Consider the following 24346-nt stretch of genomic DNA (forward strand, 5'->3'; position numbering starts at 1 on the left):
CGCCCCCTCACGGCCGTCCCGCCCGGACACGGCCTAGTCGAAGAGGGCGCTCAGGCGGGGGAGGCGGGTGGAGGTCTCCGCGGTGTCGTCGAAGTCGAAGTCCCAGGTCGGGTCCAGTGCGGGGTAGCTGATCGTGAAGGAGTCCGCCGGGAGCTCGCGGCCCGTGGCCGATTCGTACGCCGCCCAGGCGATCGAGAGGGCCTCCTCGTCCCACAGCTCCAGGCCCTGCGCCGCCGCCTCGCGGACCGCGGGGTGGTCCGCGAGGGAGTCGGGGTCGGCCAGGGCCCGGGCGAAGGCCTCCTCGCCCTGGGTCAGGAGCCAGCCGCGGAAGTAGTCGAAGCCGTCGTCCGAGCAGCCGCCGTTGATCACGTACGCCGCGGCCCACAGGGGGCTGCGGTAGGACTCCGCCAGCAGGTCCCACAGCACCTGCTGGGCGGCGGCTATCTCGGCCTCGGGGCAGCGCGCCAGCAACTGCGAGGCGCGCGCCGCCACCTGGTCCGGACCGGCCTCCGTACGGGCCGTAGCGATCAGCTTCCAGAACGTGTGCTTGTCCATGGGGGAAGCGTGGCATCCCCCTCTGACATCGGACGTGCCGTCAGACGGTGAGGAAGGAGTGGAGGGATTCTGTCAGAGCGGTGATGAAGGCCTCCTGCGTCTCCGGGGACACCAGGTCAAGGGAGAGGTACGGGTTCAGGTCCTCCAGCTCGACGAGGAGGAGCTCGCCGGAGGGGGCGCGGCAGGCGTCCACCCGCTGGATGCCGTGCGACAGCGTGTTCCACGCGATGAAGCCGCGGGCGAAGTCGAGGTCGGCCGCCGTGGCCTCGTACGGCTTCAGCTCCCAGCGGCGGGCCGGGTCCGGGGCGTGGAGGGCGTACTGGAAGGCGTCGTCGACGAAGTAGAAGGAGACCTCGTACGCGAAGTCGATGCGCGGCTGGATGAGGTTCACCCCCGCCGGGCCGGCCGGGTGCGCGGTGAAGGTCAGGCCTATGGAGTCCGCGCCCTGCTTGGGCTTGACCGCGTACGAGGGCGCCGACGGGAGCAGCGCGAGGTCGGCGGGGTCGTCGATCGTGGGGATGACGGGGTGGCCTGAGGCGGTCAGGTCGAGGAGGTACTGCTTGCCGGCCATGTCGCCGCGGCCGGTGAGCGGGTTGTAGACGCGGGTGCCGGCGGCGAGGGCCGCCGCGCGGAAGGCGTCGTACGCCTCCTGGTAGTGCAGGACCGGCCCGCTGTTGCGGACGATCACCGCGTCGAAGTCCGCCATCATGGCCGCCGCGTCCAGCGGATGGCACAGGGCGAGCGGGAAGTGCTCGCGCAGCCGGGAGGTGAGGAGGATGTCCTCGTCGCAGTAGCGGCGGCCGCGCGCCGGGTACGCCAGGTCGGTCACATAGAGCAGGGGCATGGCGGCAACCTATCGCGGGCATCGATCCGGGCATGAAATACCTGGTTCGGGACAAAATGCTGGCCCTCGGGGACGACTACTGGATCGAGGACGAGGACGGGAGGCACGCCTTCCTCGTCGACGGCAAGGCGCTGCGCGTGAGGGACACGCTGGAGCTGAAGAGCCCGGACGGGCAGATCCTGATCACGCTGCGGGAGAAGCTGTTCAGCCTGCGCGACGCGATGACGCTGGAGCGCGACGAGCGCCGGCTCGCCGTGATCCGCCGCAAGCGGCTCTCCCTGCTGCGGGGCCACTACCTCGTCACGCTGGTCGAGGGCACCGAACTGGACGTGAGCGGACGGCTCCTGGACCGTGAGTTCAAGATCGAGTACGAGGGTGAGCTCCTCGCGCTGATCTCCCGCCAGTGGTACCGGATCCGCGAGACGTACGCCGTGGACGTGATCCGGGAGGACGCGGACGCGGCGCTGCTGATCGCGGTCGCCGTGTGCGTCATCCGGCTGGCGGAGAAGGAGCGGGAGGGCGGGGCCGGTCCCGATGGTGCTCCCGGGCCGTGAGCTGGCCCTGGACGTAGGCGTCGGTGTCCGGCGTGTACGGGCCTCCGTGGTCCAGCAGGAGGTCGGTGATGCGCTGCCACTCGGCGGCCTCGGCGCGGACGGCCGCGTCCGCGGACTCCAGGTCGCCGGCGTCGGCGTCGGCGTCGGCGAGCACGGCCTCCAGTGCGCCCCGCGCCTCGTGGTGGGTCATGCCGGTGGCCCGGTCCCGGACGCGCCGACGGGCCTCGATCTCCGCGGCGGCGGGCTCGTGCGGCTCCAGGGCGGCCTCCAGCACGTCCCCTGCGTCATCCGTCACGGCGCACCCGCCTCCTCGTCTCCTCGTCGCGCGACCGGCGTCCGGCGCCGCCCGCTCCTCCCCTCTGCCCGTAAACCCCGGCGTCAACCGGTGCCTTCCGGACGCCGGGGCCCGGGGGGCGACGGTCAGTGCATGCGACGGTCCTTCAGGGCCGGGAACTGCTCCCGGGTCTCGGCCACCTTCGCCGGGTCCAGGTCGACGGTGAGGACGTCCTCGCCGGGTCCCGCCTCGGCCAGGACCTCGCCCCAGGGGTCGACGACCAGGCTGTGCCCGGCCTGTTCGACGCCGGCGTGCGTTCCGGCCAGCCCGCAGGCGAGCACGTACGACTGGTCCTCGACGGCCCGCGCCCGGTTGAGCAGGGTCCAGTGGGCCCGGCGGCGGGCCGGCCAGCCCGCGGCCACGACCATCGTGGTGGCCCCGGCGTCGACCAGGCCGCGGAAGAGCTCCGGGAAGCGCAGGTCGTAACAGGTGGCGATGCCGAGGACCTGCTCCGGCAGGGTCACCGTGGTCAGGGATTCCCCGGCCGACATCAGGACGGCCTCGCCCTGGTCGAAGCCGAAGCGGTGGATCTTGCGGTACGTGGCGGCCAGCTCACCGGACGGGGACAGGACGAGGGCGGTGTTGTAGAGGGATCCGTCGCCCGCGCGCTCCACGACCGAGCCTGCGTGCAGCCAGACCCCGGCGTCGCTCGCCGCCTTCGACATCGCCTCGTACGTCGGGCCGTCCAGCGGCTCGGCCTCGGTCTCGAACTGCTCGTAGGCGAAGGCGCCCACCGTCCACAGTTCGGGCAGCACGACCAGGTCCGAGCCGGACTGCTCCCGTACGAGATCGGCCACTCGGGCTCGGCGTGAGGTGACCGACTCCCCGTCGGACACCGCGATTTGGATCAGCGAGGCGCGCACAGTACCACCGTCCTGGCATTCAAGCCGTCAACTCGGGCCTACGATCGTCACACGAAAGCACTGCCGGGGCGCTCACCGGCAGCGTAGTTTTGGAAGCAGTCCACACGCTTCCAGAAAACGCGCCACTGAACAGCACGCGAGGGGTCCCGTTGACCGTCCAGCCGCATCCCAGCCTCCAGCCCTATGCCGACGCGTGGACCCACTCCATCGAGGCGATATCCGAGCTGGTCCTCCCCCTGGCGGAGGGCGAGTGGAACCGGGCGACCCCGTGCCCCGGCTGGTCCGTCCGTGATGTGGTGTCACACATCATCGGCATCGAGTGCGAGCAGCTGGGGGATCCGCGGCCGATCCACACCGTCGCGAGGGACCTGCGGCACGTGGTCGACGAGTTCAGCCGGTACATGGAGGTCCAGGTCGACGTCCGGCGGCACCACACCGCGCCGGAGATGACCTCGGAGCTCGAATACACGATCATCCGACGGTCGCGTCAGCTGCGGAACGAGAAGCGGGATCCGGACACCATGGTGCGGGGGCCGCTGGGCGACCAGGTGACCCTGGAAATGGCACTGCGGCTGCGGGCGTTCGACGTGTGGATCCACGAGCAGGACCTGCGGGCGGCGCTGGGCGTGCCCGGGAACTGGGACTCGCCGGGGGCGTACGTGGCGCGGGACATCCTGCTGGCCGGGCTGCCGAAGGTGGTCGCGAAGCTGGCCGGGGCGCCGGCGAACTCGGCGGTCGTGATCGACGTGCACGGCCCGGTGGAGTTCATGCGGACCGTACGCGTGGACGCGCAGGGACGCGGGTCGGTGGACGGGACGCCCTCGCTGGGGCCGGCCGTGACGCTGACGACCGACTGGGAGACGTACGTCCGCCTCGCGGCCGGGCGGGTCCGCGCGGGCGCCGTCGCGGACCGGGTGAAGGTCGAGGGCGACGCCGAGCTGGCGGACGCGATCCTGGCCCACTTCGCCGTCACGCCGTAGCGCCGGGCGGGCCGACCCCTCGGCCTCCTCGGCCTCCTGAGAACCGGAGTGCGCGGTTTCTCGTCCCTGTCACGGGCGGGACGGCCGCAGCAGCAGGAGGTTCCAGAGGTGTGGTCCAGATTGTCGTCCGGCGCCGTGCCGGAGGCGGAACGACTCGATTGGTTCACCGACGTCATCGCGCAGGAACTCGTCTCCCTCGCGATCCGGAGCGGGCAGCCGGGCAGCTTCTGGGCCGAGGCCTCCGTGCTGGACCTCGGCGGTGTGCAGGTGTCCGCCTTCGACTTCAGTTCGCTGCACTCGCTGCGCACGGCCGCCCACGTCCGGCGCAGCGACCCCGAGCAGTACCAGCTCGGGCTCGTCACCGACGGAACCATGTCGCTCGCGCAGAACCGCCGCGATTCGGGTCTGTTCAGCGGTGACATGGTCCTCTGGGACACCTCGCTGCCCATGGAGTCGCTGGCACTGCCCGGGGACGGGGGCCTGATCCGGGCCGTGACCTTGTCCTTCCCGCGCGACGCGATGCCCCTGCGGGGCGCCCGGGTCGAGCGGCTGCTCGCGCAGCGCATCCCCGGCAACCACGGCCTGGGGGCGATCCTCGCCCGGTACCTGCGCTCGCTGGCGGCGCACGGCGCGGACTGCGGGCCGGCGGAGCTGAACCGGCTGGGCACGGTCGCCCTCGACCTCGTCGGCGCCTGCCTCGCCGGGATGCTGGGCGCCGAGGACGAGCTGCCCGCGGAGGCGCGCAACCGCGCGCTGCTGGAGCGGATCAACGCGTTCATCGACCACAACCTCGGCGACCCCCAGCTGACACCGTCCGCGGTCGCCGCCCGGCACGGCATCTCGCTGCGGTGGCTCCAGCTGGTGTTCCGGGAACAGGGGCAGACCGTCGCGGCCGCGATCCGGCAGCGGCGGCTGGAGCGGTGCCGGGCCGAACTCGCGGACCCGGGGCTCCTCACCAGCCCCGTCCACACCGTGGCGAGGCGGTGGGGGTTCACCAACCCCACCGTGTTCAGCAGGACGTTCCGGGAAGCGTACGGGCTCAGTCCCACGGAGTTCCGGCAGCGGGCGGTCGGAGAGGCGCGTGCGCGCAAGATCAACGAGCCCTGCGCGCACGGCACATCCGGGGGCCGCGGTCCGTCCGTAGAGTCGGCAGCCGGTGGCCGCCGCACGACGACGCCACCGTCGCCGGCGGGCCGGAGGGTACGGGGGTCCCTCCCGCCCGGCGCCGGGGCGGGAGCCGTACGGAACGGGCGGTGTCCATGAGGTTCCGCACGGGCCGCCACGGCGCCCGCGTTGCCCGCGTTGCCCGCGTTGCCCGCGTTACCCGTTCCGGGCCTACGCGGGTGCCGGCCGCGGGGATTCGGCCGGGTCCGCGGACGCGGCCACGGCCGGCTCCGCGGAAGCGGACGCGGACGCGCCCGGGGAAGCGGATGCTGCCGGGGCAGCCGTCAGGCGGGTGCGCTCGCGGGTCAGGGCCGCCGGGCGCAGGCGGAGGATCTGGGTGAGGCCCAGGAGCTCCACCACGAAGACCGACGAGAAGGCGATCCGGTAGTTGTCGCCGGTGGCGTCCAGGAGGAGGCCGACCGCCAGCAGGGTGGTCATCGAGGCCAGGAAGCCGCCCATGTTCGTCAGGCCCGACGCGGTGCCCTGGCGCTCCGGCGGGTTCGCCGGGCGGGCGAAGTCGAAGCCGATCATCGACGCCGGACCGCACGTGCCCAGGACGACGCACAAGGTGACGAGGAGCCACATCGGGGCGTGCGGGCCGGGGTAGGCCAGGGTCGCGGCCCACAGCAACGCCGTGAGCGCCACCGTGCCCAGGGCCAGCGGGATCCTCGCCGACTGGCGGCGGCCTATCAGCTGGCCGTAGACGAGGCCGAAGCCCATGTTCGAGGCCACCACCAGCGTCAGCAGCCCCGCCGCGGTGGTCCGCACCAGCCCCTGGTCCTCGACCAGGAACGGCATGCCCCACAGCAGCAGGAACACCATCGCCGGGAACTGCGTCGTGAAGTGCACCCACAGGCCCAGGCGGGTGCCGGGCTCCTTCCAGGAGTCCCGGATCTGGCGGCGTACGAAGCCCGGGCCCCCGGCCCCCGCCGACGAGGGTCCGTGGCCTTCCGGGTGGTCCCGGAGGAAGAGCGTCAGGGGGATCAGGACCACCACGCCCGCCGCCGCGCTGCCCGCGAAGGCCTGGACCCAGCCGACCCCGTGCAGGACGGGGGCCAGCACCAGCGTGGAGACCAGGTTGCCGGCCATGCCGACCAGCCCCGCCAGCTGCGCCATCAGCGGGCCGCGCCGGGCCGGGAACCACCGGGTGCCCAGCCGCAGGACGGATATGAAGGTCATCGCGTCGCCGCAGCCCAGCAGGGCGCGGGCCGCGAGGGCCATCCCGTACGAGGGCGAGAGCGCGAAGCCGATCTGGCCGGCCGTGAAGAGGACCGCGCCCAGCGTCAGCACCTTCTTGGTGCCGAGCCGGTCCACCATCAGCCCCACGGGCACCTGCATGCCCGCGTACACCAGGAGTTGGAGGATGGAGAACGTCGAGAGGGCCGAGGCGTTGACGTGGAAGCGGTCCGCCGCCTCCAGCCCGGCCACGCCCAGGCTCGTACGGAAGATCACCGCGACGAAGTAGACGGCGACGCCGATGGACCAGACGGCCACCGCCTTCCGGCCGCCCGGGGGATCGCGGAAGACGCCGTTCCCGCTCACCGGCCCGTCCCCCGCACCAGCGCCTCGACCCGGCCCACGTGACCCCGTACGGCCGCGGCCGCCGTCTCCGCGTCCCCGGCCCGCAGCGCCCGGAGGATCTCCGCGTGCTCGGCCAGCGTCCGCTCCACCCGCTCGGGGTGCGCGTGCAGCAGGGCCACGCCCATGCGCAGTTGCCGGTCGCGGAGCTGGTCGTACAGCCGGCTCAGGATCTGGTTGCCGGCGCTGCGCACGATCTCGGCGTGGAAGCCCCGGTCGGCGGCCATCATCGCCGCGAGGTCGCCCTCGGCGGCGTGCCGGCGCTGCTCCTCCAGCAGCCCGGCGAGCCGCTCCAGCAGGCCGGGCGGCGCCGGCACGGCCCTGCGTACGGTGAACTCCTCGACCAGCAGCCGGGTTTCGATGACGTCGGCGATCTCCTGCGCGGAGACCGGCAGCACCAGCGCGCCCTTCTTCGGGTACAGCTTCAGCAGCCCCTCGGTCTCCAGCCGCAGCAGCGCCTCGCGGACCGGCGTACGGGACACCCCGACGGCGTCGGCGAGTTCGCCCTCGGTGAGGAGGGTGCCGCCCTCGTACCGGCGGTCCACCAGCACGGCCTGTTTGACGTGTCGGTACACGCGCTCGGCGGCGGTGGCGGCGGCTTGGACGGGGGGTGCGGCTGACGGCATGCGCACAGGATAGATACATGAAGGGTGCACGGGTCACCCCGTCCGGGATGTGGACGGCCGCCCCGTACCGCTGCATCGAAGGGTGTACCCGGGCCTCGTCCGGCCGCAGGACGCATCGGGCCGCGCGCGCCGGGACGCTGAAGTCATGGCCCACACCACCCTCGCCGCCCCCGGGGTGACCGCGACCCGGCTGCCCCTCCTCGACGTCCTGCGCGGTGCCGCCATCCTCGGCACGCTCATGACCAACGTCTGGATCTTCGCCTCCCCCGGCTCCGAGTGGGGCGTGCTCCAGGGCGGCCTGAACGCGCCCGACCCCGTCGCCGACCCCTCCGCCGCGCACATCGCCGAGAGCCTCTTCCGCTTCCTCGCCGACGGGAAGTTCCTCTCCCTGCTGACGATCCTGTTCGGGGTGGGCCTGGCCATCCAGTACGACTCCGCCGCGCGCCGCGGCGAGCCCTGGCCCGGGCGCTACCCGCGGCGGGCCGCGTTCCTCTTCCTGGAGGGGACCGTCCACTTCGTCCTGGTCTTCGCCTGGGACGTGCTGATGGGGTACGCCGTCACCGCCCTGCTGGTGGCCCGGCTGCTGGCCCGCTCCGAGAAGGTGCGGACGGTCGCGCTGTGGACCGCGGGCGGACTGCACCTGGCCCTGATCGGCCTCGTGACGCTCGGGGACCTGGCCAAGGCGGACTCCGGGCCCAAGACCCCGGATCCCGCCGCGGCCCGGCTGTACGCCCACGGCGGCTACCTCGACCAGGTCTCCTTCCGGCTCGACCACGCCCTCGCCCTGCGCATCGAACCCGTCTTCACCTTCGGACTCCTCGTCTGCCTCTTCCTCCTCGGCGTCCGGCTGCACCGCGCGGGCGCCTTCGCGGCGAGCGCCGACGGGCGCCGGATCCGGGTCCGGATGGCCGGGTGGGGGCTCGGCCTCGGGCTGCCGCTGGGCGCCGCCGCCGCGCTGGGCGGACCCGACTTCTTCGCCTTGGGGCGCTACGGGATCGCGCCGCTGATCGCCGTCGGGTACATCGGCCTGATCGGCTGCGCCCTGGACCGCTTCCGGGTCCCGGGGGCCGGGGCCCTCGGCTCGGTCGGGCGCACCGCCCTGTCCTGCTACGTCGGCCAGAACCTGCTCTGCATGCTGCTCTGCTACGGCATCGGGTTCGGGCTCGCCGACCGGCTGGGCGGGAGCGGGCCCTGGTGGGTGATGGGCCTGTGGGCGGGGGTCGGCCTCGTCCTGGTCGCCGCGTCGCGGCTCTGGCTGCGCCGCTTCGAGCGGGGCCCGCTGGAGGCCGTACAGCACTGGGCGCTCAGCTCCCGGGGCCGCCGTGGGCCGCTCGACCGGGGTCGCCCCCTGGGGCCGCGCCCGTGACCTCCACCTCCAGGACGAACTCGTCGTACGGGGCCTCCTGCGGGTAGGGCGGCCGGATCTGCGCGAAGCGGATCCGGGCCCGCCCGCCCGGGCAGCGGCCCCGGACGACGTACGTCCGCTCCAGCGGGGCGCCGGGCAGGACCTCCACGGGCGATCCGGGCCCGCTGACACCGCTGACATCGCTGACGGAGACGGCATCCGCGTCCCCGGTGACCTGCCAGGTCCACACGTACCCGCGCGCCCCGCGCCCGGTGAGCCGCAGCTCGTACGACTCACCGGCGCCGAGGGCTATCTGGCGTACCTCCACCCGCGAGACCTCCCGGCTCAGACGGGGCCGATCACCGGCCCCTCGTGCCAGCCCGCCATGTCCCGCCAGTAGTGCTGTAGCTGCCGGTCCGTGCGCAGGACGATGACCTCCAGGTTGAACCCGAAACTGCCCTGGAGCATCCCGGTGACGGAGAGGGCGTCGTGGCCGAAGACGGCGCTGCGGCTCCAGGGGGAGCCGGAGGCGTTGCCGCGCCACCAGTGCTCTACGCGCCCGTCGGCGCCGACCGCGCAGAGCTCGTAGTTCCCGGCGGTGTCCTCGTCGGCCGCCCCGTACTGGGCCTCGATCAGGCAGGGCGCGGAGGTGATCGCGCTGCCGAAGACCTCCCCGGGGCGCCAGGCGAAGCCGTTCGGGTCGTCGCGCCACCACAGCTGCATCCGGCCGTCCGTACGGGTGGCGACGAGGTCGAGGTGACGGCTGCGGGTCTGGACCAGGGCGGGTCCGAAGTGGGCGATGGCGGAGGCGAAGCGGCCGCCGTCGTTCCAGGTCCAGGGGGCGCCGTTGATCCGCCACCAGTGGTTCAGGCGGCCGTCGGCCGTGCGGACGACCGCCTCGAAGTTGCCCGGCTTGCCGTAGTCGCTCTGGATGAACGCCGGGGTCGAGCCGATCGCGGCGTCGCCCGGCCCGAAGGCGCCGCCGTCGCGCCAGACGCCCGCGGACTGCTCGTAGTACCAGTGGCGCAACCGGCCGCCGGTGGTCACGTGCAGGGACTCCATGTTCCGGTTGTACGTGGTCCCGGTGAAGGCGGGCTGGCCGGAGGCGTCGTTCGCGTACGACCGCGCGCGGGCCCACGGGAAGGGGGCGTCGCCCTCGCGCCACCAGTGCTGGAGGCGGCCGCCGCCGGCGGTGGCGCACAGCTCGAAATTGCGGTGGGCGCGGCCGTTGCCGCTCTCGTAGACGTTGCCCGCGTGCAGGCGGCGCTTGCTCCACGGGTCGATGTTGGTGCCGCGCAGGCCGCACTTGGCCCAGTAGTCGATGTTGACCTCGCCGTAGGCGATGCGCCCGTACCCGCCGACGTGGTAGCCCGTCCCCCAGGAGTTCTTGAACAGCCAGCAGCCCGCGGCGTCGTCGTAGCCGACGATCAGCACGCAGTGGCCGCCCGCGAGGCGCTCGCTCGTGCGGTGGTAGACGCCGGAGCCGAGGCCGAAGAAGTCGTCGTACACGTCGAAGCAGGCGGTCAGCGGGCCGACGGTGTCGAGCCAGACCTTCTGCTGCCCGACGTCGCCGAGGCGGACGTAGTCGGTGATCCGGACGGTCCGGCCGGACCGGTCCCAGCTGGGCGTGTACTCGGCGCGCCAGGCGTCGCGGCGGTCGGCCGGGACGGTGGACGGGGGCGGGGAGTAGGGCCAGCAGTCGGGATCGGCGAGGCCGCCGTTGTCCTTGACCCAGTCGAGGGCGGTCTCGGGGTTGGAGCCCTGGCCGCAGGTGAACTTCAGACCGTCGTGGACGTCCCCCTCGGAGCGCTTCGCCCACACGTTGTGCTCGATGCGGGCCATGGACTCGACGAGTCCCGCGGCCCCGAAGGCCCAGCAGGAGCCGCACGGGTCCTGGTCCTTGACCTTGGTGATCCAGGGCCAGCCCCAGCGGATGCGCCAGTCGACGGCGGCCGGGCGGGCTCCGCGCCCCTCCGGCGGCGTGTCGGGCAGCAGGCCGTGGGCGGCCCGGCGGCGGGTGAGGTGCGGATTGGCGCTCTCGTGGCCGATGAGGGCCCGCAGGTCGATGGCGCCGATCTGCTCGGCGGGCGTGAGGTTCGACCCGGGTTCCAGGCCGAGGGAGGGCCGGGGTACGGGCTCCTCGTCGGCGAGATGTTCGATGACGGACCAGCGCGCTCGCCGCGATACGAGCTGCGCGCGTAGCTCCCCCACCGTCTGGACAGACTGCTCCGGCATGACCGGCCCCCCAGCTGACACCGTTCGTATGCGAGACCCGGGAGCGTCCACCGGGCGGCGGGGCGCGTCAAGGGTGTCCGCACGGTCGCGCGGTCGCACGGGGGGTCGTACGGGGCGCCCGTCCGCCCCCGGCGCCGGAGGGACGCCGGGGGCGGGGGGTGGGGCCTATTCCGCCGGGGCGGGGGCGGCCGCCGGCATGCCGGGCAGGCCGAGGCCGGTGAACAGGGCGACCACGGTGGTGCCGAGGTCGTTCACGACGTCGTTGGCCTTGGCCTTGGCGTCGGTGGTGCAGCCGCAGGGACCGGCCGCCTTGGCGACTTCGTCGACGGAGGCCTTGAGGTGGTCGACGGCGGCGATGACGAGGTCCACGCGGGCGCGGTCCACGGCCTTGTGCTTCGCGGCGACGAGCGGGGCGACGGCCGGGAGCGTGACGGGCTGCGCGACCACGGCCGGCGGCTTGGCCGCTTCGGCCGGAGGCTTCGCCACCTCGACGGGGGGCTTCGCAGCCTCCACCGGTGGCTTCGCAGCTTCGACGGGCGGCTTGGCGGCCTCGACCGGCGGCTTCGCGGCCTCGACCGGCGGCTTCGCGGCCTCTACGGGCGGCTTCGCAGCCTCGACCGGCGGCTTCGCAGCGTCCGCCGGCGGCTTGGCGGCCTCGACCGGCGGCTTCGCGGCCTCTACGGGCGGCTTCGCAGCTTCGACGGGCGGCTTGGCGGCTTCCATCGGCGGCTTCGCAGCTTCGACGGGCGGCTTGGCGGCCTCGACGGGAGGCTTCGCGGCCTCCACCGGCGGCTTCGCGGCCTCGACGGGCGGCTTCGCCACCTCGACCGGCGGCTTGGCCGCGTCCACCGGCGGCTTCGCAGCCTCCACCGGCGGCTTCGCCGCGTCCGCCGGGGGCTTCGCGGCATCCGCCGGGGGCTTCGCCGCGTCCGCCGGGGGCTTCGCGGCATCCGCCGGGGGCTTCGCCACCGCCGCGGGGGGCTCGTCCGCGGGCGGCTTCGGCAGGAGCACCGGGGTCACCGGCGCGTTCGCCGGAGGCTTGGCCACGGCCTCGGGCACGGCGGGGGCCGCGGGGGCGGCCGGGGCGGCCGCCGCGAAGGTCTGCTTCAGGCCGTTGAGCGCCGCGTCGATCTTCTGCTTGTGCGCGGCCAGGTCCGCCTCCGGGAGCTTCCCGTCCGGCGACTTCAGGACCTCCCCGAGGAAGTTCGTGACAGGCGTGATCACGCTGCCTGCGGCCCCCAGGGACGCCACCTGCGCGGTCAGCGCCTCGGCACCGGGGATGGCCTTCTTCGCCGCCGGCGCCGACGGCTGCGTCGGGGCGGCGGCCGCACCGGCCAGAGCGGGGGAAACGGACAGCAGCGTCACGCACAGGGCGGCGGGGAGGGTGTAGCGGGTGATGCGGTGCAAGATGTCTCTCCTGTTCAGAGTGGCGGGGCAGGGGATGTGCCCCTGTCCACTCACCGCCACCCGGTCACATTCGGCAACCGGAAACCGGCCCGCGGATCCCGCAAACCTGCCCCGATCCACCCCCCTCACGGCCACGACCTGCATGGATGACTTCCCCGTTCGATTCCGCCGGCAGTGCTGCACCCTCGTGACGGCATCACCCTGAGTGATCGCCCCGGAGGGAGACCCCAGCGTGCGCGCGAGACCGTACGGGCCGTCTCCGGCGTCGGAGGGCCCCGTTAGGGTTTCCCGTATGGGGACCTGGATCGCGCCGAGCGTCATCGAACGAGAGCTGTACGAAGCCAAGCTCAGGAACGACTGGCCCGCCTACTTCGACGCCCTGGCCGGCGCCTGGCTGTTCGTCCCCATGGCCCGCGGCTACGTGGACGCGAACCCCACCTCGGTGCTGCTCGAACCCGCCTACTTCCCGCAGGTCCGCGCCCGCTGCTACGTGGCGTACACGGCGGGCATGCTGCCCGCCCCCACCGCCGACGGGGTCTTCACCCGCCAGAGCCTCGCGTGGTTCGCCGCCAACTTCGAGCCCGGCGACCCTCCCTACCTGGCCGTCAACCCCGGCAGCCCCTGCGAGGCCTTCCTGCCCGCCGCCCCCGGCGACCGGGCCGTCTGGAACGCGCACTGGGACCGGGCCCCCACGTACGGCCTGGAGCAGAACAAGGTCCACGGCCTCCACGTCGGCGGCCCGCTGCGCGGCCCCGCCGCGTTCGGGCTCGCCTGCGGCGCGCACCTCTCCGTGCGCAACGGCCTGTTCTGGAACGCCCTGGGCTACCACGGCGAGGGCTACATGAAGGAGCGCGAGAAGCTCAAGGAGTACTGGGGCATCACCACCCGCGAGGAATGGCTGGTCAGCACCGAGCGGCTGCTGACGGCGGACATGGTCAGCGCGGTATGGGAGTTCACGCTCCGGATCCGCACGGCCCTCGCCAAGGAGTTCGCCGGGCCGGTGGACATCGAGCACTGGCGGCACGCCACCGAGGCGACCCTCCGGGCCAACGCCGAACGGGCGGCCGAGCCCCGGATCACCCCCGAAGGCGTCACCGTCGCCCGGCCCCGCTCCGCAGCCGAGGTGGAAGGGGAGATCGCCGGCGTCCAGCGGGTCATCGGCCGCATCACGCGCTACGAGCAGCGCTTCCGCGCCGACGGGATCCTCGGCGAGGGCAGGTTCGTCCGGTCCGTCGAGGCCTGGGACTACGGGCGCGCCTCCCAGATGGCCCGCTGGGGCCTCGGTGCCCGCTTGTGCACGCTCCAGGAAGCCGAGGACGCCGTCGTGCGGGCCGGGAGGGTCTGCCGGCTCTCCTACCGCTCCTGGGAGGACCTCTCCGCCGGCTTCATCCTGGGACGCTGCCTCCAGTTCGACGAGGAGGAGTACGGGCACTGGTACACCGACATGGCCGCCACCCACCAGGCGCTGATGAGCGATCCGGGCAGCCCCTGGCTCAACATCCCCTGGGACTAGGGGATGTGCCGGTCCCTCCCGACTTTCCCCAGTACCGGCGAATCCTTGGACGGGGCCGGAAGGCCCCAACTAGCCTCGCCCGCATGACCATTGTGCTGAACGACACGGTACGCAAGCTGCTCGACTCCCCGCACCCGGCGGTGCTCACCACCCTCAACCCCGACGGCGGTCCGCAGAGTTCGGTGGTCTGGGTGACCCGGGACGGCACCGACGTGCTGATCTCCACCGAGCAGGGGCGCCGCAAGCAGCGGAACATCTCCCGCGACGCGCGCGTCGGGCTGACCGTCTTCGACACGGCCAACCCCTTCGTGTACGTCGAGATCCGCGGCACGGCCACCGTCACCGAGGACACGGGTCGCGAGATCGCCGTCCGGATCTCGGAGGAGTACCTGGGGCCGGGCGCCGGCAAGGAGTACGCCGATGCCCCGGCCGAGAACGTCCGCCTCGTCGTGCGCATCACCCCGACCAAGGTGCTCGGCAACGCGACCAAGGCCGGCTAGCCGCTGCCGCAGTCACTGCCGCTTCCGCTTCCGCGGTCGCGGAACCGGTCGTGGTCACGGCAGCTGCGGACGGACCTCCGACCAGGCGTCGACCGCCGCCGCGAGCGGGTCGCCTTCCGCGAGGTGGGGCCGTACGAGGGCCATCCAGGGCAGCAGGAGCTTGATGCGCCGCAGGTGCTGGATGCGCGGTCGCGGCAGGTCGCGCCAGGTGCGGGCCTCCGCGGCCGCCTCCGCCGGGGTCAGGTCGATCAGTGCCAGCGCGTCCCGGCACAGGGCCGCCGGGTCGCCGCCGCGGCCCGGGCCGAACTGCCCCATCAGGTAGCCCCGTACGGCGGCCGCCTCGACCGCGCGGTCCAGCGCGTGCGAGCCCTCCCAGTCCGCCTTGCGGTGCGTCGCGGCCAGCGCCACCCGGCCCCAGCGCAGCCGGGTCTCCTCGGGCAGCCGGTCCTCCTGCATCCGGCCCACGGCCAGCGTCCGCAGGGTCAGCGGATGCGGCTCGTCCAGCAGCGGCGGGTCGGTGGCCAGCCAGGCCTCGATGTCCTCCAGCGCGTGCCCGCCGGGCGGGACGGCGGTCAGCACCTGCCCCCGGGTGAGCAGCGCGACCAGGGCGCCGGTGAGGTGGACCTTGGCCACGTGCCCCGCGTCGAAGAAGGCCACCGTGCGCCCGTAGCGCTCGATCCGCCGCAGCCCGAGCCGCAGTTCCCCGACGGCGTAGACCTGCCCGGCGCGCGCGACCCCGCCGAGGCAGCGGACCACGCACACGCCGCCCGTGACGTCGGCCTCCTCGACGGAGTACACCTGCAACTCGGCGATGGCCACTCCGGCCCCCCTTCCCCGGCCGGGAGGCTACCCCCTGCCGGTGTCAGGGCGCCCCCCGGAGCCCGACCCGGACACGGCTCACGTGCGAACCGGCCGCCGAGAAGCGGATGGAGCCCGTCCCGCTGACCACCGCCACCTGCCGCCGGCCCCGGGGCGTCCCGGCGATGCGGACCGTACGCCCGGCTTCCGCGGGGATCCCCGAGATCCGCAGGTCCCGCACCCCGGTGAACACCATCGAGAAGTACAGGGTGTTGTACGCCCTCCCGGGCTCCCCCCACTCCGGCAGGGGGTGGTCGGGGAGCCGGTCGGTCTCGAAACCGAAGGTGACGGAGGTGTCCCGCTCGTCGATGTGGACGTCGTAGAGGTCGCAGGAGCCCAGCTCGGGCGGGACCTCGTAGAGCGCTGCCCAGCGCGGCCGGGCGTTCATCCCAGGGCCCGTCCGTAGTAGGTGTTCTCGTACGTCGGCGGCACCGTCGGGTAGCGGCGGTTCCAGAACGCGTTCGTACGGTGGTGCGGGCCGTCGTCGGCGCCGTCCGCGGAGCGGGTGAAGACGCTCAGCGTGCCCGCCGACACCGACGCGTTCGCCGTGAACGAGACGTCCGCGCCCGGCGCCGTGATCCGTACGGCCAGCCGGTGCCGGGGCAGGGCGGTGAGGGCGATGCCGGCCGTGACGGGAGGCTCCCAGCCCGCCATCTCGAAGTCCTCCACGTGCGAGAAGGCGAGCTGGCACTGCGCGGTGTCCCCCGGTTGGCCGCCGGCCCAGCGGTCCGGGTACCTCGGCAGGTCGAGGCGCAGGACGACGCTCGCAGCCCAGCCGTCCAGATGGACCGACCGCAGCCGGACGCCGGTGAGCTCGGGCACCTCGTCGTAGTACGGCGCGAAGACGTCGCCGTTGGCGACGAACCGGTCCCATCCCACGGCTACGCGTCCGGCTCCAGGACCAGCCGGATCTCCGTGACCTCGTAGCCGGCGCGGTCGAACGCGGCGGCCATCGGGGCGTTGACGGTGTCCGTGGTCGCGGTGATGCGCTCGGCGCCGGCGGCCGCGTGGAAGCGGGTGATCTCCGCCAGCACCTCGTCGATCAGGCCGCGGCCGCGCTGTTCCGGGACGACGCCCAGGTACCCGACGTTGCGGTGGTACGGGGTCGCCGACGGGACGGCCAGGCCGGCGAGGGTGCCGTCCGGCAGCTCGGCCAGCCGCCACCAGGAGCGCTCGCCGGGGCAGTCGAGGTAGAACCCGATGTCCTCGCGGGCGAGTTGCTCGGCGTCCATCGAGCGGAGCTCGGTGCGGGTGTGCACGTCCAGGCTGCCCGCGGACAGCCGGGCGAAGGCGTCGAGGAACTCCTCGTCGGTGCCCTCGCGGAAGACCAGCCGGCCGGTCGGCTCGGCGGTCCCGGCGGCCGGGGTCCACTCGTAGCGCAGCCGCTCGATCTCCCGGGTCAGCCCCGCCTCGTACGCGGCCTTCCGGCGCCAGGCGGCGGCGTCGACGAGCTCGGGGCGGGTCCGCCAGTCGCCGGGCAGCGAGATGTTGTAGAGCGGGCGGTTGCCGAAGGCCCCGTGCCCGGCGGCGAGCAGCCCGGCGGCGAGCGCGGCCGGGTCGGCGACGGAGTCCCGTACCTGGAGGCAGTCGAGCGCGATGGGCCGCTCGCTGTCGGCGCGGCCCCACCACAGCGCGCGGCCCAGGACCTCGCCGTCCTCGTCCTCGGCGAACCAGATCCATTCGGGCCGGAACTGGTTCCCGGCGAGCTCCTCGCGGATCTTCTCGGCGGACAGGGCCCCGACGGGCCCGTCGGCCGGGTAGGAGAGGGCGCGGTCGATGTCGGCGGGGTCTGCGGTGGCAGCGCGGAATCTCATGTCGGTGATCATCGCCGAGGAACCGTGCGCCCGGCCAGGGCTTTGACCGCCCACGCCGGAGCCCCCCTCGCGGTGCGGTGGCGAGGGGGGCTTCGGGTGCCGGACTACGGCCGGGTGCCGCTACGGCCGGGTGCCGCTACGACCAGGTGACGAGGCGGCGCGGGTGTTCCAGGACGGCCGCGATGTCCGCCAGGAACTTCGAGCCGAGCTCACCGTCGATGAGGCGGTGGTCGAACGACAGCGCCAGGGTGGTGACGTGGCGCGCCTTCACCTTGCCCTTGTGGACCCACGGCTGGAGCTTGATCGCGCCGACCGCGAGGATCGCGGACTCGCCGGGGTTCAGGATGGGCGTACCGGTGTCGACGCCGAAGACGCCGACGTTGGTGATGGTGATGGTGCCGTTCTGCATGTCGGCCGGGGAGGTCTTGCCTTCGCGGGCCGTGGCGACCAGCTCGGACAGGGCCGTCGACAGCTCGCCGAGGGTCTTGGTGTGAGCGTCCTTGATGTTCGGGACGATCAGACCGCGCGGGGTGGCCGCCGCGATGCCCAGGTTGACGTAGTGCTTGAGCACGATCTCCTGGGCCGCCTCGTCCCAGGACGCGTTGACGTCCGGGTTGCGGCGGATGGCCACCAGCACCGCCTTGGCGATGAGCAGCAGCGGGTTGATCCGCAGACCGGCGAGGTCCGGATCGTCCTTGAGCTCCTGGACCAGCTTCATCGTGCGGGTCACGTCGAAGGTGATGAACTCGGTGACGTGCGGCGCGGTGAAAGCGGAGCCGACCATCGCCTGGGCGGTGACCTTGCGGACGCCCTTGACCGGGATACGGGTCTCCCGGGCCTCCCGGGCCGCCGGTGCCTCCGGCTGGACGGGTACCGACACGGCCGGAGCCGGCGCGGGCAGCGCCGCCTGCGGGGCGATCGCGGCCGCCGCGGCGGCGTGCACGTCCTCGCGGGTCACGACCCCGCCCTCCCCGGTGGGTACCACGGAGGCCAGGTCGATGCCGAGGTCCTTGGCGAGCTTGCGCACCGGCGGCTTCGCCAGCGGGCGCTCCCCGACGGCGTGGCCGCCGCCGTTGCCGTTCAGCCCGGCGGCGGCCGGAGCCGCCTCCGGCTGGGCCGGTACGGCCGGCAGGGCCACCGCGGCGGTGCCGTTCTGCGCGGCCGCCGCGCCCGGCACGGCCTTGCGCGGGCGGCGCTTCGTCGAGGCCTGGGAGACCCCGTAGCCGACCAGGACGGGCTGGCGGGCGGCGGCGGCCGGCTCCTCGGCGGCCTCGGCCGGAGCCGACGCCGGGGCCGGGGCCTGAGCTGCCACAGGAGCCTCGACGGCGGCGGCAGCCGCGGGGGCCTCCGCCGCACCCGTCTGCACCGAGATGATCACCTGGCCGACATCGACCGTGGTGCCCTCCTCGAACAGCAGCGCGTGCACGACCCCGTCGAACGGGATCGGCAGCTCCACGGCCGCCTTCGCCGTCTCGACCTCGCAGACGACCTGCCCGTCGGTGACCGTGTCACCCGGCTGGACGTACCACTTGAGGATCTCGGCCTCGGTGAGGCCCTCGCCCACATCGGGCATCTTGAATTCGCGGATCGTCACGGGAACGCTCTCCTCAGTACGCAAGCGAGCGGTCGACGGCGTCGAGCACCCTGTCCAGGCCCGGCAGGTACTCGTCCTCCAGGCGGGCCGGCGGGTACGGGGCGTGGAATCCGCCCACGCGCAGCACCGGCGCCTCCAGGTGGTAGAAGCACCGCTCCGTGATGCGGGCGGCGATCTCCGCGCCCGTGCCCAGGAACACCGGGGCCTCGTGGACGACCACGAGCCGGCGGGTCTTCTCCACGGAGGTCTGCAGCCCGTCGAAGTCGATCGGGGACATCGAGCGCAGGTCCACGACCTCCACCGACTTGCCCTCCTCGGCCGCCGCGGCCGCCGCCTCCAGGCAGACCTTCACCATCGGGCCGTACGCCGCCAGGGTGATGTCCGAGCCCTCCCGCGCCACCCGCGCCGCGTGCAGGGCGTCCGGGATCGCGTCGGTGTCGACCTCGCCCTTGTCCCAGTAGCGCCGCTTCGGCTCGAAGAAGATCACCGGGTCGTCGCTGAGGATCGCCTGCTGGAGCATCCAGTACGCGTCGCTCGCGTTCGAGGGCGAGACCACCTTCAGGCCCGGGACGTGCGCGAACAGCGTCTCCGGGGACTCCGAGTGGTGCTCGACCGCGCCGATGCCGCCCGCGTAGGGGATGCGGATGACGACCGGCATCTTGATCTTGCCCAGGGAGCGGGCGTGCATCTTCGCGAGCTGCGTGACGATCTGGTCGTACGCGGGGAACACGAAACCGTCGAACTGGATCTCGACCACAGGGCGGTAGCCGCGCAGCGCGAGCCCGATCGCCGTGCCGACGATGCCCGACTCGGCGAGCGGGGTGTCGATGACCCGCTCCTCGCCGAAGTCCTTCTGCAAGCCGTCGGTGATCCGGAAGACACCGCCCAGCTTGCCGACGTCCTCGCCCATGATCAGGACCTTCGGGTCCTGCTCCAGGGCCTTGCGCAGCGAATCGTTGAGCGCCTTCGCGATGGTGAGCTTCTGTACGGCCATGACGGTCACTCCCCGCCTTCGAAGGAAGCGAGGTAGGCGGCGAACTGGGCGCGCTCCTCGTCGACGAGCGCGTGCCCGTCCGCGTAGACGTTCTCGAAGATCGCCATGGTGTCCGGGTCGGGCATGGCGCGCACGACCTCGCGCACCCGCTTGCCCAGCGCCTCGCTCTCGACCTCCAGGGCCTCGAAGAAGGCCTCGTCGGCCCCGCCGCTCGCCAGCAGGTACGTCTTCAGGCGCAGGATCGGGTCCTTCGCCTCCCAGGCCTGGGTCTCCTCGTCCCGCCGGTACTTCGTCGGGTCGTCCGAGGTGGTGTGCGCGCCCATGCGGTACGTGAACGCCTCGACCAGGGTCGGGCCCTCGCCCGCGCGGGCCCGCGCCAGCGCCCAGCGGGTGACCGCGAGGCAGGCCAGGACGTCGTTGCCGTCCACGCGGACGCCCGGGAAGCCGAAGCCCTGGGCGCGCTGGTACAGCGGCACGCGCATCTGGCGCTCGGTCGGCTCGGAGATCGCCCACTGGTTGTTCTGGCAGAAGAACACCACGGGGGAGTTATAGACGGCCGAGAAGGTGAACGCCTCGGCGACGTCACCCTGGCTGGACGCGCCGTCGCCGAAGTAGGCGATGACCGCGGAGTCCGCGCCGTCCTTGGCCACACCCATCGCGTAACCGGTCGCGTGCAGCGTCTGCGAGCCGATCACGATCGTGTACAGGTGGAAGTTGTTGGTGTTCGGGTCCCAGCCGCCGTGGTTCACGCCGCGGAACATGCCGAGCAGGTTCGTCGGGTCGACGCCGCGGCACCACGCCACACCGTGCTCGCGGTACGTCGGGAACACGTAGTCGTCGTCGCGCAGGGCGCGGCCGGAGCCGATCTGGGCGGCCTCCTGGCCGAGCAGCGAGGCCCACAGGCCCAGCTCGCCCTGGCGCTGGAGGGCGGTCGCCTCGCCGTCGAAGCGGCGGGTCAGGACCATGTCGCGGTAGAGCCCGCGCAGGTCCTCGGTGGTGATGTCCTCGACGAAGGAGAGGAACTCCGCGGCGTCGGGATTGTCCGCTGCGTTGACCCGTTCTCCCTCGGGCGTCAGCAGCTGTACGAGCTGGGGCTCGGCGTTCTGCGCGGTGGCGACAGCCTTGGCAGCGGGGGCCTTGGCGGCGCTCGCCGCGCCTGCCGCCCGCTTGGTGCCGCTGCTGCGTCGCGGCTTGCGCGCGGCAGTGCTCTCCACGGTCACGTGTTGCTCCTCCGTCGGTCCGGCTCCCGGGTTCTCCGGGGTCCAGTGCGGCTCACCCGGATCTGTACCAGCGCACAAGGGTGGGTGCGCGTCGTGTACGGATTCAGGCGTGACAGGTGCCCCGGCAAGTGCCCTGCGCAATGCACGTTACCCAGTGCGCCGCATAACTGCGAAACCCCACTTGACCTGCGTTTTTGCTTGGATTTCCAAGTAAATCCGCCGGGCGGGGAACAACCACTGGTCACAGCCTTGCAGGGGGCCGGAACAACGGCACGTTATCCCGGGTAACGACGTCAGGGAAGGGGTGAGTGTGTGAAACTGAGTTCGTGCGCGAAGACGGAAAAATCAAGGTATTCCTCCTGGACGACCATGAAGTGGTACGTCGGGGTGTCCATGAGCTCCTTTCGGTCGAAGAGGACATCGAGATCGTCGGCGAGGCCGGTACCGCCTCGGACGCCCTGGTCCGCATCCCCGCCACCCGTCCCGACGTGGCCGTGCTCGACGTGCGCCTGCCGGACGGCAGCGGGGTCGAGGTCTGCCGCGAGGTGCGCTCCCAGGACGAGGACATCAAATGCCTGATGCTGACGTCGTTCGCCGACGACGAGGCGCTGTTCGACGCGATCATGGCCGGGGCCTCGGGGTACGTGCTCAAGGCGATCCGCGGCAATGAGCTGCTCAGCGCCGTACGGGACGTCGCGGCCGGCAAGTCGCTGCTGGACCCGGTCGCCACGGCGCGGGTGCTGGAGCGGCTGCGCGACGGCAAGAACGGCAAGGGCGACGACCGCCTGGCCAACCTCACCGAGCAGGAGCGGAAGATCCTCGACCTGATCGGCGAGGGCCTGACCAACCGCGTCATCGGCGAGCGGCTGCACCTGGCCGAGAAGACCATCAAGAACTACGTCTCCAGCCTGCTGTCCAAGCTGGGCATGGAGCGCCGCTCCCAGGCCGCGGCGTACGTGGCCCGGCTGCAGGCCGAGAAGCGCGCCTGAGCCCTCGTACGGCGCGACCCGGCCGTACGGCGCGGACTGACGCGGCGAGGACTGACTCGCCGGGGACTGGCTCGCCGGGGACTGGCTCGCCGGGGCCTGACGCGGCGGGGCCACGCGGCGGGGCCCGACCTTCCCGTTCCACCGCAGGGGCCGATCACTCGGGACCAACGTCCCCGATCATCGGGGCGGCCTCCTCTTTTCGGCCGAGGCATCTGTACCGGAGAGTGGACGCATGTCTCCGGAGGACCTCCACGCCATCGAACTGCTGCGCCGGGTGCCGTACGGCAGGGTGGCCACCAGCATGCGCGCGCTGCCCTTCCTCGCCCTCGCCCGCCACATCGTGGTGGACGGCGACGTCGTGCTGAGAATGCACGCGGGCTTCGGCCACCACCAGGCGTGCAACGGCAGCGTGGTGGCCTACGGCGCCGACAACTTCAATTCCGCGGACCCCCGCCTGTGGTCCGTCCAGTTCACCGGAACGGCCCGGATCGTCGAGCCGACCACCCGGGAACTGGAACTGTTCGGGCCCGGTCCGCATTTCGTGGACGGCGCGGTCTTCGACCCCGTCTACATGCGAATCGAGCCCCAGTTCGTCACCGTGCACTCCCTGGCCGGAAATCCGGACAGGGAGTATCAGCACGCCCTCTGAGCTGCGAACTCCCCTACTGATCTTCCAGGGGGTTATTCGGCGGGTCCACCGGCGGGCTCACGCTCTTCGACGGAGACGACGACTTCGACGGGGACTTCGACGGACTGTTCGACGGCGAGGTCGACGGGCTGGTCGAAGGCGAAGTGGACGGGCTGGTGCTCGGGGTGAACTTGCTGCTGCGGCTCGGCGACGGTACGTGCTCCTCCGACGAACGCGTCGACGGCGCCTCCTGCGAGGGCAGGCTCTGCTGCTCGGACGGAGTGCTCTGCTGGCCGCTCGAAGAACTCTGGACGGCGGGCGGAGTGCTGTCGTCCTTGTTCTTGTCCGACATCGAGTTGACGGCGTACGCCACGCCGCCCGCGATCGCGACGATCGCCAGCACCGCGAACAGCCACAGCTTCCAGCGGCTGCTGCCGCGGTCGTCGTAGCCGCCGTACCCGTCGTGGCCGCCCTGCCCGCCGCCGTGGCCGTGGTTGTCGTACCCGCCCCCGCCGGGGAAGGCCGAGCCGTCGTCCGGGTTCAGCGGCGGCACCATCGCCTGCTGGAACTGCGAGGTCGTGGCGTGCGCCGCGTACGGCTGCTGCCCGCCGGTCTGGCCCATCGGCATCGCCGTGGTCTGCGCCGCCCCGCCGCGCCCGTGCGGCAGGGCCATGGTGACCGGACCGGTGTTCCAGGTGCCCGTGTTCGCACCCTGGTCGTGCAGCATCTGGAGCGCGTACTGGACCAGCCCGCGCATCTCCTCGGCGCTCTGGAACCGGTCGTCCGGGTCCTTGGCGAGGGAGCGCATGACGAGCCCGTCGAGCTCCTGCGGGATGTGGTGGCCCTCCGGCAGCTGCGAGGGCGGAACCGGAGCGTCCTGCACGTGCTGGTAGACCACTGACAGCGGGGTCTCGCCGGTGAACGGGGGCCGCAGCGCGAGCAGTTCGTACAGCAGGCAGCCGGTCGCGTACAGGTCGGAGCGGTGGTCCACCGCCTTGCCGAGCGCCTGCTCGGGCGACAGGTACTGCGGGGTGCCCATGACCATGCCGGTCTGGGTCATCGTCGACTGGGCGCCGTGCAGGGCGCGCGCGATGCCGAAGTCCATGACCTTGACCGCGCCGGTCTCGGTGATGATGACGTTCGCGGGCTTGATGTCGCGGTGCACGATGCCGTGCTGGTGCGAGTACGCGAGGGCTTCGAGCACACCGGAAGTGATGATGAGCGCCTGCTCGGGGCCCGGGGCCTCGGCGCTGATCAGCAGATCACGGATGGTGCGGCCCTCGACCAGCTCCATGACGATGTACGGGACGGTATTGGGGCCGACCTTGTCCTCGCCGGAGTCGTACACGGCGACGACGGCGTGGTGGTTGAGCCCGGCGACCGACTGCGCCTCACGCGTGAAGCGGGCCTTGGAGACCGGGTCCTCCGCCAGGTCGGCGCGCAGCAGCTTCACGGCGACGGTCCGGCCCAGCCGGACGTCCTCGGCGGCGAACACCTCCGCCATGCCGCCGCGGCCCAGGCGGTGGGTGAGCCGGTAGCGGCCGTCGCCGACCAGGCCGCCGGCGCCCCAATGCTCAGGACCCTCGGCCATCCCGGCGCCGTTTCCCTCGGGTTCGGGTGCCATCAGTCCTCGCCGTCGTCTCTCTCGGCCGCCGCTCAGCGGTAGGTCCTTTTCGGGTGCTCCGATGAACGCTACAGCCTCGGAACAGGTCACCGTTCGGACAATGGCGCGCCGTGGCCCCGCGGTCACG

The 24346-nt window shown here is 72.6% G+C and carries 25 protein-coding genes; 8 read left to right on the top strand and 17 right to left on the bottom strand.

What is annotated here, in order from left to right; all coding sequences use genetic code 11:
- Positions 1-33: 33 nt before the first annotated feature.
- Positions 34-555 (bottom strand): DUF4240 domain-containing protein, encoded by a 522-nt coding sequence (locus ADK52_RS00325; RefSeq protein WP_053687781.1) that lies wholly within the window; start codon positions 553-555, stop codon positions 34-36.
- Positions 556-595: 40 nt separating this feature from the next.
- The gene (locus ADK52_RS00330; protein ID WP_053687782.1) at positions 596-1399 is read right to left on the bottom strand and encodes a hypothetical protein; all 804 of its coding nucleotides are present in this window, start codon (positions 1397-1399) and stop codon (positions 596-598) included.
- A 32-nt stretch (positions 1400-1431) separates the two neighbouring features.
- Here ADK52_RS00330 and ADK52_RS00335 point away from each other — a divergent pair, with 32 nt between their 5' ends.
- Positions 1432-1953: an LURP-one-related/scramblase family protein gene (locus tag ADK52_RS00335; RefSeq protein ID WP_053687783.1), complete on the top strand. Its 522-nt coding sequence runs from the start codon at positions 1432-1434 to the stop codon at positions 1951-1953.
- On the opposite strand, the gene ADK52_RS00340 is transcribed toward ADK52_RS00335, so the two are convergent.
- Positions 1889-2248 (bottom strand): hypothetical protein, encoded by a 360-nt coding sequence (locus ADK52_RS00340; protein ID WP_053687784.1) that lies wholly within the window; start codon positions 2246-2248, stop codon positions 1889-1891. The two genes, ADK52_RS00335 and ADK52_RS00340, sit on opposite strands and share 65 nt — an antisense overlap.
- A gap of 125 nt (positions 2249-2373) precedes the next feature.
- Entirely contained in the window at positions 2374-3150 is a 777-nt protein-coding gene (locus ADK52_RS00345; protein WP_053687785.1) for a carbon-nitrogen family hydrolase, read from the bottom strand.
- A 149-nt stretch (positions 3151-3299) separates the two neighbouring features.
- Between ADK52_RS00345 and ADK52_RS00350 the strand changes: the two genes are divergently transcribed.
- Both ADK52_RS00350 and ADK52_RS00355 read left to right on the top strand, forming a co-directional pair.
- The gene (locus ADK52_RS00350; RefSeq protein ID WP_053687786.1) at positions 3300-4130 is read left to right on the top strand and encodes a maleylpyruvate isomerase family mycothiol-dependent enzyme; all 831 of its coding nucleotides are present in this window, start codon (positions 3300-3302) and stop codon (positions 4128-4130) included.
- A gap of 108 nt (positions 4131-4238) precedes the next feature.
- Positions 4239-5393 carry a helix-turn-helix domain-containing protein gene (locus tag ADK52_RS00355; RefSeq protein WP_078987752.1) on the top strand — a complete coding sequence of 385 codons (1155 nt, stop codon included), beginning with the start codon at positions 4239-4241 and terminating at the stop codon, positions 5391-5393.
- Positions 5394-5465: 72 nt separating this feature from the next.
- Here ADK52_RS00355 and ADK52_RS00360 read toward each other — a convergent pair whose 3' ends face one another.
- Both ADK52_RS00360 and ADK52_RS00365 read right to left on the bottom strand, forming a co-directional pair.
- On the bottom strand, positions 5466-6836 hold the full coding sequence (locus tag ADK52_RS00360) for an MFS transporter (RefSeq protein WP_078987754.1): 1371 nt from the start codon (positions 6834-6836) through the stop codon (positions 5466-5468).
- A complete protein-coding gene (locus ADK52_RS00365) occupies positions 6833-7498 on the bottom strand; it encodes a GntR family transcriptional regulator (protein ID WP_199828429.1) in 666 nt (221 codons plus the stop codon). Before ADK52_RS00365 ends, ADK52_RS00360 begins: the two co-directional genes overlap by 4 nt.
- Before the next feature lie 145 nt (positions 7499-7643).
- On the opposite strand from ADK52_RS00365, the gene ADK52_RS00370 reads away from it, so the two are divergent.
- Entirely contained in the window at positions 7644-8864 is a 1221-nt protein-coding gene (locus ADK52_RS00370; protein WP_053687788.1) for a DUF418 domain-containing protein, read from the top strand.
- On the opposite strand, the gene ADK52_RS00375 is transcribed toward ADK52_RS00370, so the two are convergent.
- The 3 genes from ADK52_RS00375 to ADK52_RS00385 form a co-directional block, all read right to left on the bottom strand.
- Positions 8803-9171 (bottom strand): protease inhibitor I42 family protein, encoded by a 369-nt coding sequence (locus ADK52_RS00375; RefSeq protein ID WP_053687789.1) that lies wholly within the window; start codon positions 9169-9171, stop codon positions 8803-8805. The two genes, ADK52_RS00370 and ADK52_RS00375, sit on opposite strands and share 62 nt — an antisense overlap.
- A gap of 17 nt (positions 9172-9188) precedes the next feature.
- A complete protein-coding gene (locus ADK52_RS00380; protein ID WP_053687790.1) occupies positions 9189-11078 on the bottom strand; it encodes a C1 family peptidase in 1890 nt (629 codons plus the stop codon).
- A 165-nt stretch (positions 11079-11243) separates the two neighbouring features.
- Positions 11244-12485, bottom strand: a complete 1242-nt coding sequence (locus tag ADK52_RS00385) for a hypothetical protein (protein WP_053687791.1) — start codon at positions 12483-12485, stop codon at positions 11244-11246.
- Between the two features lie 292 nt (positions 12486-12777).
- Here ADK52_RS00385 and ADK52_RS00390 point away from each other — a divergent pair, with 292 nt between their 5' ends.
- Positions 12778-13998, top strand: coding sequence for a DUF1266 domain-containing protein (locus ADK52_RS00390; RefSeq protein WP_053687792.1), 1221 nt, complete (start codon positions 12778-12780; stop codon positions 13996-13998).
- 83 nt (positions 13999-14081) lie between these two features.
- Complete coding sequence (locus tag ADK52_RS00395) at positions 14082-14498, top strand: PPOX class F420-dependent oxidoreductase (protein ID WP_053687793.1); 417 nt, start codon at positions 14082-14084, stop codon at positions 14496-14498.
- Positions 14499-14552: 54 nt separating this feature from the next.
- On the opposite strand, the gene ADK52_RS00400 is transcribed toward ADK52_RS00395, so the two are convergent.
- The 7 genes from ADK52_RS00400 to pdhA form a co-directional block, all read right to left on the bottom strand.
- Positions 14553-15317, bottom strand: coding sequence for a hypothetical protein (locus ADK52_RS00400; RefSeq protein WP_053687794.1), 765 nt, complete (start codon positions 15315-15317; stop codon positions 14553-14555).
- Positions 15318-15360: 43 nt separating this feature from the next.
- A complete protein-coding gene (locus ADK52_RS42070) occupies positions 15361-15744 on the bottom strand; it encodes an Imm50 family immunity protein (protein ID WP_053687795.1) in 384 nt (127 codons plus the stop codon).
- Entirely contained in the window at positions 15741-16235 is a 495-nt protein-coding gene (locus ADK52_RS42075) for a hypothetical protein (RefSeq protein ID WP_053687796.1), read from the bottom strand. Before ADK52_RS42075 ends, ADK52_RS42070 begins: the two co-directional genes overlap by 4 nt.
- A 2-nt stretch (positions 16236-16237) precedes the next feature.
- Positions 16238-17170 (bottom strand): GNAT family N-acetyltransferase, encoded by a 933-nt coding sequence (locus ADK52_RS00415; protein ID WP_053687913.1) that lies wholly within the window; start codon positions 17168-17170, stop codon positions 16238-16240.
- Between the two features lie 136 nt (positions 17171-17306).
- Complete coding sequence (locus tag ADK52_RS00420; protein WP_053687914.1) at positions 17307-18743, bottom strand: dihydrolipoamide acetyltransferase family protein; 1437 nt, start codon at positions 18741-18743, stop codon at positions 17307-17309.
- Between the two features lie 34 nt (positions 18744-18777).
- On the bottom strand, positions 18778-19758 hold the full coding sequence (locus ADK52_RS00425; RefSeq protein ID WP_053687797.1) for an alpha-ketoacid dehydrogenase subunit beta: 981 nt from the start codon (positions 19756-19758) through the stop codon (positions 18778-18780).
- Positions 19759-19763: 5 nt separating this feature from the next.
- Entirely contained in the window at positions 19764-20978 is a 1215-nt protein-coding gene (pdhA, locus tag ADK52_RS00430) for a pyruvate dehydrogenase (acetyl-transferring) E1 component subunit alpha (RefSeq protein ID WP_053687798.1), read from the bottom strand.
- Between the two features lie 326 nt (positions 20979-21304).
- On the opposite strand from pdhA, the gene ADK52_RS00435 reads away from it, so the two are divergent.
- Positions 21305-21967 carry a response regulator gene (locus ADK52_RS00435; RefSeq protein ID WP_053687799.1) on the top strand — a complete coding sequence of 221 codons (663 nt, stop codon included), beginning with the start codon at positions 21305-21307 and terminating at the stop codon, positions 21965-21967.
- 232 nt (positions 21968-22199) lie between these two features.
- Positions 22200-22616: a pyridoxamine 5'-phosphate oxidase family protein gene (locus ADK52_RS00440; RefSeq protein WP_053687800.1), complete on the top strand. Its 417-nt coding sequence runs from the start codon at positions 22200-22202 to the stop codon at positions 22614-22616.
- Between the two features lie 13 nt (positions 22617-22629).
- On the opposite strand, the gene ADK52_RS00445 is transcribed toward ADK52_RS00440, so the two are convergent.
- Positions 22630-24219 carry a protein kinase domain-containing protein gene (locus ADK52_RS00445; RefSeq protein WP_078987756.1) on the bottom strand — a complete coding sequence of 530 codons (1590 nt, stop codon included), beginning with the start codon at positions 24217-24219 and terminating at the stop codon, positions 22630-22632.
- Positions 24220-24346 lie beyond the last annotated feature (127 nt).

This window comes from Streptomyces sp. WM6372 (genome assembly GCF_001279655.1).
Classification (GTDB): Bacteria; Actinomycetota; Actinomycetes; order Streptomycetales; family Streptomycetaceae; genus Streptomyces.